At 70.0% G+C, this 10,959-nt stretch carries 11 protein-coding genes; 4 read left to right on the forward strand and 7 right to left on the reverse strand.

The annotated features are described in order from the left end of the window. Positions 1-69: 69 nt before the first annotated feature. From sctJ to AC1DCG_RS24275, 7 genes are read right to left on the reverse strand one after another with little or no spacing between them, the layout of a single operon-like run. Positions 70-813 (reverse strand): type III secretion system inner membrane ring lipoprotein SctJ, encoded by a 744-nt coding sequence (gene sctJ / locus AC1DCG_RS24245; protein WP_477041720.1) that lies wholly within the window; start codon positions 811-813, stop codon positions 70-72. Between the two features lie 11 nt (positions 814-824). Then, entirely contained in the window at positions 825-1,226 is a 402-nt protein-coding gene (locus tag AC1DCG_RS24250; RefSeq protein WP_477029729.1) for a hypothetical protein, read from the reverse strand. 24 nt (positions 1,227-1,250) lie between these two features. Further along, a complete protein-coding gene (locus AC1DCG_RS24255; protein WP_240903517.1) occupies positions 1,251-1,559 on the reverse strand; it encodes a hypothetical protein in 309 nt (102 codons plus the stop codon). Positions 1,560-1,589: 30 nt separating this feature from the next. Beyond that, positions 1,590-2,771, reverse strand: coding sequence for a SctD/MshK family protein (locus AC1DCG_RS24260; protein ID WP_477041721.1), 1,182 nt, complete (start codon positions 2,769-2,771; stop codon positions 1,590-1,592). Between the two features lie 4 nt (positions 2,772-2,775). Beyond that, a complete protein-coding gene (gene sctC, locus AC1DCG_RS24265; RefSeq protein WP_477037110.1) occupies positions 2,776-4,686 on the reverse strand; it encodes a type III secretion system outer membrane ring subunit SctC in 1,911 nt (636 codons plus the stop codon). A 13-nt stretch (positions 4,687-4,699) separates the two neighbouring features. Then, complete coding sequence (locus AC1DCG_RS24270; RefSeq protein ID WP_477037111.1) at positions 4,700-6,709, reverse strand: FHIPEP family type III secretion protein; 2,010 nt, start codon at positions 6,707-6,709, stop codon at positions 4,700-4,702. Between the two features lie 14 nt (positions 6,710-6,723). Further along, complete coding sequence (locus AC1DCG_RS24275) at positions 6,724-7,212, reverse strand: lytic transglycosylase domain-containing protein (RefSeq protein ID WP_477029733.1); 489 nt, start codon at positions 7,210-7,212, stop codon at positions 6,724-6,726. A gap of 474 nt (positions 7,213-7,686) precedes the next feature. On the opposite strand from AC1DCG_RS24275, the gene sctU reads away from it, so the two are divergent. From sctU to AC1DCG_RS24295, 4 genes are all read left to right on the forward strand, one after another. After that, positions 7,687-8,814 (forward strand): type III secretion system export apparatus subunit SctU, encoded by a 1,128-nt coding sequence (gene sctU, locus AC1DCG_RS24280; protein WP_165260095.1) that lies wholly within the window; start codon positions 7,687-7,689, stop codon positions 8,812-8,814. 18 nt (positions 8,815-8,832) lie between these two features. Next, positions 8,833-9,204 carry a flagellar biosynthetic protein FliO gene (gene fliO / locus AC1DCG_RS24285; protein WP_477029734.1) on the forward strand — a complete coding sequence of 124 codons (372 nt, stop codon included), beginning with the start codon at positions 8,833-8,835 and terminating at the stop codon, positions 9,202-9,204. Positions 9,205-9,297: 93 nt separating this feature from the next. Then, positions 9,298-9,936 carry a hypothetical protein gene (locus AC1DCG_RS24290; RefSeq protein ID WP_058348252.1) on the forward strand — a complete coding sequence of 213 codons (639 nt, stop codon included), beginning with the start codon at positions 9,298-9,300 and terminating at the stop codon, positions 9,934-9,936. 101 nt (positions 9,937-10,037) lie between these two features. Further along, entirely contained in the window at positions 10,038-10,802 is a 765-nt protein-coding gene (locus tag AC1DCG_RS24295; protein WP_477029735.1) for a DUF6683 family protein, read from the forward strand. Positions 10,803-10,959 lie beyond the last annotated feature (157 nt).

Here is a 10,959-nt window from a genome sequence, read left to right on the forward strand (position 1 = left end):
GCGCGGGAACGCCGATCGCGCCCAGCAGGCGGGCCTGGCCGACCAGGCGCTGTCGATCGGCGCGGGCGCTCATGCCGTCGGCGTCCCGGGCTCGGCCAGGGTCTTCAGCTTGCGGCGCGGCTTGCCCCGGCTGGTGCGGCTGAAGACATAGGCCCCCACCCCGCCGATGGCGGCGAGTATGGCGATGGCCGGCATGGTGAACGACCGGATCGGCGAGGCCGGGGCCGCGACCATCACCGGCTTGGCCGGGAACATCACCACCGTCACCTTGTCGTAGGGCAGGCCMTCGATGGAGTTGGTGACCAGCGCCTTGATCGAGCCCACCTGGCCGGAGAGGTCGACGTCGGGGTTGTGGCGGATGAACACCGAGGCCGAGGACGGCTTCTGCTGCTCGGCCAGGGGATCGGCCTCGGGCACGGCGATGTGCACGCGGGCCTGGACCACGCCGTCGATCGACGAGATGGTCTGGCTGAGCTCCTGCGACAGGCCGTACATCAGCCGAGCCCGCTGCTCCATCGGCGAGGAGACGAAGCCCTCCTTCTTGAAAACCTCGCCCAGGCTCTCGAACTTGTCGCGCGGGTAGCCCTGGTCGTGCAGCACGGCGACGGCCGACGAGAACTGCTCGGCGCGGGTCTTCAGCGCCCAGACCTTGCCGTCCTTGCTGCTCTTCGACGCCGAAACGTTGGCGTTCTGGAGCACGGCGACCATCTCGTTGGCCTCGCGCTCGGTAAGGCCGCCATAGAGCTCCTTCTCGGCGCAGCCGGTAAGGCCCAGCGCCGCGGCGACCAGGACGGCCGGCAGGATCTTGCGCATGGCCGCCACCCTCAGGCCTGCTGCCGGAACAGCTGCTGCAGGCCGTCGGACGTGCGGTTGGCGATGTTCGAGGTCAGCTGGCAGTTGAACATGAACTCGTGGCACTGGACGGTCAGGCCGATCATCTCGCCAGGCGTGATCGCCGCGCCCTTGGCCTCGGCGGCCTTGGCGTGGGCGGCCAGGTTCGAGGCCTGGCTGTTGACGAACTCCAGCTGGTTGAAGACGCCCTTCATGGCAGGGGCCAGGGCTTCGGGACCAGCCAGCCCGGCGACCTGCGAGGCGCCAGCCGTGTGCAGGGCGTTCTGGAACTGGACGGCGTCGGTGAGGCTGGCGCCGTAGCCGACCTGGGCCACCTGGGGCGCAGCTTCCTGGGGCATGGCCAGGGCGGCCGCCGAAACGGGATCGAAGGACATGGCGTCCTCTCCTGAAAGACGCGCCTAGTTCTTGCGGGCCATGGTTTCGAGGGCGCGGCCGACGCTGTCGACCGAGGTGGATTCCGAGTTGGCCATGAAGTTCATGCGCAGGCTCTCGGCGGTCAGCTGGGCCATGACCGAGGGCTTGTCCTCGCCGCCGGGGCCGATCTGGTCGGAAAGCTCGGTGATGCGCACGGCCTGCTGGTCGAGCACCTGGCCCCAGGCGTGGGCCATGGCCTCGAACCAGCTGCCCGGCCGGTTCTTGTTGTTGGAGCCCAGCAGGCTGGGCGCCACGCCGGTCGTGCCGAAACCGGAAATGCTGCTGTCGGACATGGTGGTTTCTCCTCGTATCGGGTTGGATCTTCAGAACATCAGGCGGGTGGTCGCGCCGTCCTTCTCGACGACGACGGCCTGGCTCTCGACGCCGACGATGCGGTCGCCCGTGGGCAGGGTGGAGCCGGCGAAGTAGCGGGCGCCGTCGGCGGTGGCGACGTAGCCGGCGTCGCCGCCGACCACCGCCACCACGCGCTTGCCGGGGCCCTGGTCGAACACCGCGCCGAAGCGGTCGCCGCCGGCCGCGCGGGCCACGGCCAGGGCGCGCAGGCCCTTGACGTCGTGCAGGGCGATCTTCTCGACCTTGGCCACCTCGGCCGAGGGGCCGGTGACCTGCACCTGCACGCGGCCCAGGCCGTTGGGGCGGGCGGTGGCGGCCAGGCCGTTGGCCTGGAAGACGTCCTCGACGTTCTGGGCCAGGCCCTCGCTGGTGACGACCTCGACGCGGGCGTGCAGCTCGCGCGAGCTGACCAGGCGCGCCAGGCGGGCCTTCTCGGCGTCGCGGTTCAGCACGCCGGCGATAACCAGCTTGCCGTCGGCCTCCGGCTGGACGGCCAGGGCGCCGTAGCCCTCCTGGCGCAGCAGGGCGTGGACCTTGGAGGGGCTGGCCTCCTGGCCGCCGAAGCGCGGCACGTTGGCCACCGCATAGGTGACGCAGGCCAGAGCCGCGCCGAACACCAGGGCCGGCAGGAGATGGGGCGTGGAGCCGACCACCCGGACGCCGCGATCGAGCGTGCGGCGCAGCAGGCTGCGGCCGTCCTCGAAGAAGTCCCCGCCCTCCTCGGCCGACGGCGCGGCGGCTTCGGCGGGACCGGAGGCGGCCAGGAGGCGTTCGGCCTCGCGCCAGCGGGGGCTTTCCTCGACGCCGAGAGCCAGGGCGTTGTCGCCGACGATCAGCGGCACGTAGCAGGGCAACACGGCGCGGGCCGGCGCTTCCAGCCGGTGGCCGAGCATCTCGACCTGGCCGGCGACCACCTCGATCTCGGCGGCCTCCTCGCCGGCGGTCAGGCGCACGCGCACGCCCCTGGCGCTTGCGTCGCGCAGCACGATGTMGGCGTCGAAGCCGTGGCCGAGCTCGGCGCTTTCGCCGGCCGGCAAGGGCAGAAGGGCGCCGGCGACCCGGCCCGACAGCACCTTGACGACCAGGGCCTCGGACGGCGTGGCGGCGGGGACTTCGGTCGGCTCTTCGGACAGCAGGGCGTGATCGGTCATGGGCCTAGCTCGGATTGGGGATGGGTTTCATCGTGCCGTTGGGTTCCGGCGCCGGTGGCGGCGCGGGCGGCAGCGGCTGGGCGGGCCCGCGCGGGGCCGACTTCGGCGGCGGCTTGCGGTCGGACGGCAGCTTGGGCGCGGCCGGCAGGGGCGCGTTCTCGAACCCCGAGGCCGGCGCGTCGTAGCGCAGGCCCGCCTGGGTGGTGGAGCGCGGCGCGGCGATCGAGGCCAGGCGCGGAGTGATCAGGAACATCCGCTCGATGCGGCCGCTGCTGCGCGACTGCACCTTGAAGAGGTTGCCCAGCACCGGGATGTTGCCCAGCACCGGGATCTTCTGCGAGCCGGTGGTGTCGGACTGCACGGTCATGCCGCCCAACAAGAGGCTTTGCCCTTCCTGGATCAGGGCCTGGGTGTTGAGCGCGGCGCGGCGGACGACGGGGATGTTGTCGACGCTGGCGTTGGTCAGCGAGCCGTCCTCGATGGTCACCAGCATGCGGATGCGGGTCTGGGTCCCGTCGCGGGTGACGTGCGGGGTGACGCGCAGAGTGGTGCCGGCGGTGACGTTGAAGAGGTCGACGTCGCGCTCGCCGGCCAGGCGGACGTAGAAATCGCGGCTGTTCTCGAACACCGCCTCGACGTTCGACAGCGTCACGATCTGCGGTCGCGAGACGACGCGGGCGACGCCTTCGGTCTCCAGTGCGTTCAGACGGGCGGCGAAGTAGTCGCCGTTGCCGATGATCGTCGAGGCGACGAGGCCCTGATAGGGCTTGGGCGAGGTGTTGCCGCGCACCAGGTTGCCGTCCTCCAGGCCGGCCGGCGCATCGGGGCCGCGACCGAACTGGATGCCGCCGTTGCCGTCGTCGAAGCGCCAGTTGACGCCCAGGTCGCGGGCCTTGGTGGTGTCGATGTCGATGATCGCCGCCTCGACCTCGAGCAGTTGCGGCTCGACGTCCAGAGCGCGGACCAGCTCCTCATAGGCCGACATGCGCTCGGCCACGTCGCGGACGATGACGGCGTTCAGGCGGGTGTCGGCCTGCACGCGGACGGGGTTCTGCGGCGAGTAGACGCCGGTCTGCTCGTTGGCCAGGGGCATGCCGAGCGTCCCCTGCCCGTCCTGGCCGCCGTAGAAGGCGCCGCCGGGATTGGGCGTGCCCAGCGTCGCCAGGCCCTGGCCGCGCAGGCCCTGGACGGCGGCGGGGATCGGGGTCTCGCTGCGGGCGGCAGCCCCGGCCCGCTCGTTGGGATCGGAACTGACCAGCGAGCGGATGATCGAGGCCACGCCCGGGATGGTCACCTGCTTGGCGCCGACCGTCAGGTTCACGTCGTCGGCCCAGCCGTAGCGCAGGTAGAAGACCCTGTACTGCAGGGTCGGCGACGCGGCCTCGGCCTGCACCCCGCCGCGGGCCAGCTCGTCCACCTGCTGCAGGAAGCGCGGCGCGCCGGTGGCCACCAGCATGTCGCCGGTGGCGCGCAGGGTGTTGCGGTTGTCGAGCAGGCCAAGCTGCCGGGCCGCGCGGTCCACCCGCCGCGAGGCCGAGCCCGAGATCGGGAAGCTGCGGCTGGACAGCTGGGCGGCGGTGTAAACGTAGGCCGCCCCGCCGTCGTAGTAGGTGACGAGGTCGAAGGCCTTGGAGATGTCGGCGTCGATCTTGGCGGCCGGGCCGCGGAACACGCCGTTGATCGTGCCGGCGACCTGCGAGGAGATCACCACCGGCACGCCGATCTGGTTGTAGAAGTTCTGCAGGAACTGGGCGATCGGCTGCTCGCGCGCGGTCAGGTCGACGTTGCGCGCGCCCAGCGGAACCTCGCCGGCGCGGACCTGGGGCGCGGTAGCGATCAGCGCGGCGGCGATCGCCGCGGCCACGCCGACGCGGGCGGCTTTACGGACAACGACGGAATCCTTCGGAAGCGACATTCTGTCTCCGGGTTCAGGCGGCCGCGGACTCGGGCGGCGGCGGGTCGGGATCGTTGGGCACTACGGTCAGGGGCTCGCGCGGGAAGGCCACGCGGCCGGCCACGTCCAGCCGCAGGGTCGGCAGCAGTTCGTGGAAGGACAGGACGCCCAGGTCGAAGGCGCGGGCCTCGATCAGCTTGCGCACGTGCCGGCGCAGGTCGATGGCGGCCAGGACGACGGTGGCGCTAGTCTCCTCGACCTTGGCCAGCAGGGCGTCGGTGACGCGGCGGCTCATCTCCGGATCCAGCGCCAGCTGCTGGGCGCCGCCGCCGGTGCGGATGGCCTCGCGCAGGTGCTGCTCCAGGGCCGGCTCCAGCACCACGGCCCGCAGCTGGCCGTCGGGGGCGTAGCGATGGCTGATCTGGCGGCGCAGGGCGACGCGGGCGAACTCGGTCAGGGCCAGCGGATCCTTCTCGCGCTGGCCGGCGTCGGCCAGGGCTTCGAGGATGTCGCGCTGGTTGCGCAGCGGCACCTCCTCCTCGGCCAGGCGCCGCATGACCTCGGCGATGCGGGCCAGCGGCAGGGCGCGGGCGGCCTCCTTGACGACTTCGGGATATTCGCCGCCGGCGCGGGTCAGCAGGTTGCTGGCCTCCTGGATGCCGACGAACAGGCCGGCGTTGCGGCGCAGGGCCTGGCGGACGGCGTCCTGCAGCTCCGACAGGTCGGCCGGATGCGCCAGCTCGCCGGCGCCGATCGGGGCCTCGAAGGCCAGCAGGCGCCAGCGCGGGCTGCCGGCCCCCTCGCCGTAGTGGAACGAGGCGCGCGGCAGGGCCACGCCCAGGCGCAGCTCGAACTCTTCCAGCACCTCCTCAAGGCCCCGGGTCATGACGGCGGCCTCGTGGCGGCGCACGGCCTCGCCGTCGAGTTCGAGCAGCAGCGGCACCACCGGCTGGGTCTCGGTGGGCTTGGTGCGGGCGGCGGCCGGCGAGGCCTTGGCCTCCTCGGCGGCGGCGCGGCCCGGCGCGATCTTGCGGGTCACCCGAGCGCGGATGTCGGCGTCGACCAGGGCGCCGGTGACGATGGCCACGCCCCCCAGCAGCAGGAACACCAGCACCGGGAAGCCGGGCACCAGGGCCATCAGCCAGCAGATGCCGCCGGCCACCAGGAACACCCGGGGCTTGGCCGCGAACTGCCGGCGCATGGCGTCGCCCAGGTGGGTCTCGCTGTCCTCGTCGGTGGTGCGGGTGACGATCAGGCCGGCGGCCATGGCGCCCAGCAGCGCCGGGATCTGGGTGACCATGCCGTCGCCGATGGTCAGGATCGAGTACTTGTGGATCGCCGAGCCGAAGTCGAGGCCCTGCTGCAGCATGCCGATGGCCAGGCCGCCCAGCAGGTTGATGACCACGATGATGATGCTGGCGATGGCGTCGCCTTTGACGAACTTCATCGCCCCGTCGAGGCTGCCGTGGAGCTTGCTCTCCATCTCCAGCACGCGCCGGCGGCGCTTGGCCTCGTCCTTGTCGATCATGCCCGAGCGCAGGTCGCTGTCGATCGACAGCTGCTTGCCCGGCATGGCGTCGAGGCTGAAGCGCGCGGCCACCTCGGCCACCCGCTCGGCGCCCTTGGCGATGACGATGAACTGCACGACGGTGATGATCAGGAACACCACCAGGCCGACCACCAGGTTGCCGCCGGCGACCATCGTGCCGAAGGTGTCGATGATGTGCCCGGCGTGGCCCTCGATCAGGATCATCCGGGTCGTGGCGATCGACAGGGCCAGCCGGTAGAGCGTGGTGATCAGCAGCAGGCTGGGGAACACCGAGAACTCGACGATCGTCGAGATGTAGATCGCCACCAGCAGCAGCATGACGCCGAAGCAGATGTTGACCGCCACCAGCGCGTCGAGCGCCAGGGCCGGCAGCGGCAGGATCATCAGGGCGACGATCGCCACCACGCCCGCCACCAGGAACAGGTCGCTGAAGCGCGCCACCACGCCCTGGCGCGGCCGCCTTTGCAGGCGCTTGAGATAGCCTTCGACGCTCATGGGGAAATCCGTCCTCAGAAGCCGCCGCGGGCGGAGACCAGGCCGCGATAGCGGTCGAGGACGCTGGTCACGTAGCCTTGCGTCTCGCGATAGGGCGGGATCTTGCGGCCGTACTTCATGACGGCCCCCTCGCCGGCGTTGTAGGCCGCCAGCACCAGTTCCAGGTCGTTGCCGAAGTGGCCCTGCAGGGTCTTCAGGTAGGCCGCGCCGGTGCGGATGTTGACCATCGGGTCGTCCAGCTCGACGGCCGGGTCGCGCACCCCGAAGCGCTTGGCGGTGGCGGGCATGATCTGCATCAGGCCGCGGGCGCCCTTGGGCGAGATCGCCCCCGGATTGGCCCGCGATTCCACGTGCATGACCGCCTGCAGCAGGTCTGGATCGATGTCGAAGTCGCGGCCGGCGGCGGCCACCAGCGGAGCGTAGAGGGCCGGTCCGCGAGCGCCCCTGACGATGACCACCGGCGTGGGCGAGATACGTCCGGCAGAGATAACGGCGGTCGCCATCTGGGGTCCGTCATAGAGACGGAGCTGTTCTGACACCCCTGTCGGTTGTGTTTCCTGAACGCAATCTATGCGCGCCAGCGAGAACTTTTCATTGATCGGGAGAGCGCTGCTGAACTTCAAGCCGTCAGCCGTGACGCATTCATATGCGAACACTGGACTTGAACAAAATAAGACTAAACACACGCTCGACGCCACCACGCGGAACTTGCGCATAAATTTGTCCCTCTATGCAGCGCCCCGCCTGTGCATACTACCCATTCAAAAGCTAACTTTCGCAGATMAATCCTGTCAACCTCGGAGTTAAAACAATTTTCATACTCAGTATACTGCTTACCAGACAACATATTCTATGGCTCAGCTTAACCACTACTATGGCTAAGCTCGCCGCTTTTTGGCCATGATTGGCGCCATTGTCGACATCTCACCGGTCGGCGAACGTCCGACGCCCTTCGCGATGACGCCAGAACACACGCTATGGCTGAGAAGAACGACGGCGGCGACAAGACGGAGAAGCCGACACCCAAGCGGCTGTCGGACGCCCGCAAGAAGGGCGACGTCCCCAAGTCCAAGGACCTGACCTCCACCGCGGTGCTGGGCGTGTGGCTGCTGCTGGGGGCGATGACGGCGGGCTTCGCCTTCGACCGCCTGGGCGGGCTGTTCGACGAGGTGTTCGCGGTCATGGACCGGCCGTTCGCCGAAGCGTGGCCGATCGCCGGCGCGGCCGCCGGCAAGGCCTTCGTGCTGCTGACGGCGATCACCTTCGTACCCGTGGCGATCTTCGGCATGCTGGCCGAGTTCGGCCAGGTGGGCCCGGTCTTCACCTTCGAGAAGATGAGCCCGAAGATGTCGCACATGAACCCCGGCGAGGGGCTCAAGCGCATGTTCAGCCTGGACAACCTGTTCGAGGTGGCCAAGTCGCTGGCCAAGACCCTGCTGCTGGGCCTGTTCACCTGGATCGTCGTGGCGCTGTCGTTCGACAAGCTGATGGCCCTGCCGGCCGGCGAGGCCGACGGCGCGCTGTCGGCCTATGGCGGGCTGACGTTCAAGCTGCTGGCCGGCACGGTGGTGCTGTTCGTCTTCGTGTCGCTGCTGGATCTGGCCTACCAGCGCCACAGCTTCACCAAGAAGATGCGGATGAGCCGGCGGGACATTCGCCAGGAAATGAAGGATTCCGAGGGCGATCCGCACGTGAAGGCGCACCGGCGGCAGTTGCACCAGGAATGGGCGCAGCAGAACGCCGCCCAGGCCGCGCGCGACGCCTCGGTGCTGGTGGTGAACCCCACCCACATCGCCTGCGCCCTGGCCTACGACCCGGCCGAGCACGCCGCGCCGGTGCTGCTGGGCAAGGGCGAAGGGCCGATCGCCCAGACCATGCGCGAGGCGGCCGAGGAAGCGGGCGTTCCGATCATCCGCAATGTCGAGCTGGCCCGCGCCCTGCGCGACAAGGCCGCCATCGACGACATCGTGCCCCAGGACCTGTTCGCCGCCGTGGCCGAGGTGATCCTGTGGGCCCGCCGGCTGAAGGACGAGCAGGCCAGGGCCGCCGCCGAAGACCCGCCGGAAGGGCCGCCGCCCGGACCCAGCTTCCCGCCCCTCCCCTAGCCGCCAGACGGAGCCCTCGTGAGCGCCATCCTCGACCTGCTGACCGTCGCCATCGCCCTGGCCATCGTGCTGGGGCTGGCCTTCTTCTCGCTGAAGCTGCTCAAGCGGGTGCAGGCGGGCCCGGCCAGCGACGACCAGATCCGCTACCTGCGGGCCCTGCCCGTGGGCCAGCGCGAGCGGCTGACCCTGGTGGCCTATCGCGACGAGGTGTTCCTGCTGGGGGTCACCGCCGGCCAGATCACCGTGCTGGACCGCCGCACCCGCACGCCGGAAGAGATCGCCGCCGAGACCCGCGCCGCCGACGAGGCCCGCATGCGCGCCGCTCAGCCCTCGGCCGCCATGCGCCGACTGATAGGGAAAACCCTAGCTAGGGAACGACCCGACTACTGACGATCGACCCGCGATGGTTGTCTTGCGGCGTCAGGTCGCAGCGATGAACGCGGGACCGAGGACAGCAAGATTTCAAATCGCGGAGTTCGAAACATGTCCGGCATCTTCAGCGGCGGCGGTCTCAACATCGGCAGCCTGTTCAGCACCGTCGCCCTGGCGGCGCTCACCGGCGGCACCTCGCTGGCCTTCCAGTCGATCTTCCAGCAGATCATCAGCTCGGTCGCCAGCCAGGTGATCCAGCAGGTCGGCCAGCAGCTGGGCCTGCCGCAGGGCGTGATCGACCTGGCCCAGGGCGTGTTCCAGGCCGCCAGCGGCAATCCGGGCGGCGCGGCCCAGAGCCTGACCGAAGCGGTCCAGGGCGCGGCCGACACCTTCGGCTTCAGCCCGGCCGAACAGGGCGACCTGCAGCGCACCGCCGAGGACGTGGCCCAGAGCTGGACCAACTCGATCCTGGAAAGCGTCCGCGACGGCGGCGAGGGCAAGTCGACCAAGGGCGACAGCTTCCTGGTCGCTCTGGCCAAGGCGCTCGGTAAGGTGATGGACGGCAAGATGGGTCAGATGAAGGCCAAGACCGACGAACTGGGCGGCCTGGACTCCAAGGACTCCAAGTACGGCCAGCTGACCGCCGAGATTCAGGCCCTGGGCCAGGAGATGAACATGGTCAGCCAGGCCCTGAACAACTCGATCAAGTCCATCGGCGAAGCCGGCTCGACCCTCGCCCGCAAGGGTTAAGCTCAAGCTCTACAATAGAAAAGGCAGGCGGCCCTATGGCCGCCTGTCGTTTTCTTGTCAATATTGCACGTCAGGGTTGGAAAAACAGTGGAGCACACCGGATGACCCGCCGTCTCGTTCCCGCGCTCAGCGCCGCCGCCGCCCTGATGATCGGCCTGCCGGCCGCGGCGCAGGACTTCTCCAGCATCGGCACCCAGTACATGGACTTCGGCTCATCGATGATGTCGGTGGGCCAGATGAACAACGTGCTGGGCTCGACGGTCCAGCGCGGCGGGCGCACCCGCTCCACCGCCGCCCGGCCCGCGCCCGGCGCCAACCTGTCGGCCCAGCGCGGCGCGGCGGCGGCCAACACCCGCTACCGCCCCTCGCCCGCCGTCTCCAGCCGCGTGCGCGGCCAGTTCGCCGACTTCGTGGCCAAGCGCGATCCGACCAACGGCGACCGCCTGCGCCAGGCCGTGCAGCAGAAGGACCTGCTGGGCGCCTGGGAAAAGCACGTCGCGGTCGACGGCCTGCGGCGCGGCGACGTGGCCGACGCCATGACCGCCTACTGGGTGCAGAACTGGCAGATCGCCAACAACGTGCCCTTCGCCAACCGCGCCCAGGTGCAGGGCGTGCGCGGCCAGGTCGCCCAGGCGCTGGGCTCCAACCCCGCCTTCGCCCGCCTCGACGACGCCGGCAAGCAGGAGATGGCCGAGGTGTTCATGCTGAACTTCGTGGCCCAGGGCTCGGCCTTCTCCGACGCCAACGCCAGGAAGAACACCACGCTCAGCCGCCAGCTGTCGGAGGCCGCCGTGGCCCGCTTCCGCAACGAGATGAGCATCGACCTGCGGCAGCTGAAGCTGACCGAGGCCGGCTTCGTCCGCTGAGGACCTCGGGAAAACCCCAATAGCGGCGGCGAACGGCCCGGCGCAGGCTGCACTCCAGGAGGCCCCGGCCATGATCGTGCAAGACCCTTCCGCCGCCGCCCGCGCCGCCGCCGGCCCCGCGCCGCGCGCCGGACGCCTGGACGAGGCCGTCGACCGC

The organism is Caulobacter sp. 10L414, from assembly GCF_056395525.1.

Excerpts from the sequence above, each read along its gene's own strand:
- AC1DCG_RS24250 (WP_477029729.1), bottom strand. The coding sequence starts at position 1,226 with ATGTCCTTCGATCCCGTTTCGGCGGCCGCCCTGGCCATGCCCCAGGAA.
- AC1DCG_RS24255 (WP_240903517.1), bottom strand. The coding sequence starts at position 1,559 with ATGTCCGACAGCAGCATTTCCGGTTTCGGCACGACCGGCGTGGCGCCC.
- sctC (WP_477037110.1), bottom strand. The coding sequence starts at position 4,686 with ATGTCGCTTCCGAAGGATTCCGTCGTTGTCCGTAAAGCCGCCCGCGTC.
- AC1DCG_RS24270 (WP_477037111.1), bottom strand. The coding sequence starts at position 6,709 with ATGAGCGTCGAAGGCTATCTCAAGCGCCTGCAAAGGCGGCCGCGCCAG.
- AC1DCG_RS24275 (WP_477029733.1), bottom strand. The coding sequence starts at position 7,212 with ATGGCGACCGCCGTTATCTCTGCCGGACGTATCTCGCCCACGCCGGTG.
- sctU (WP_165260095.1), top strand. The coding sequence starts at position 7,687 with ATGGCTGAGAAGAACGACGGCGGCGACAAGACGGAGAAGCCGACACCC.
- AC1DCG_RS24290 (WP_058348252.1), top strand. The coding sequence starts at position 9,298 with ATGTCCGGCATCTTCAGCGGCGGCGGTCTCAACATCGGCAGCCTGTTC.
- AC1DCG_RS24295 (WP_477029735.1), top strand. The coding sequence starts at position 10,038 with ATGACCCGCCGTCTCGTTCCCGCGCTCAGCGCCGCCGCCGCCCTGATG.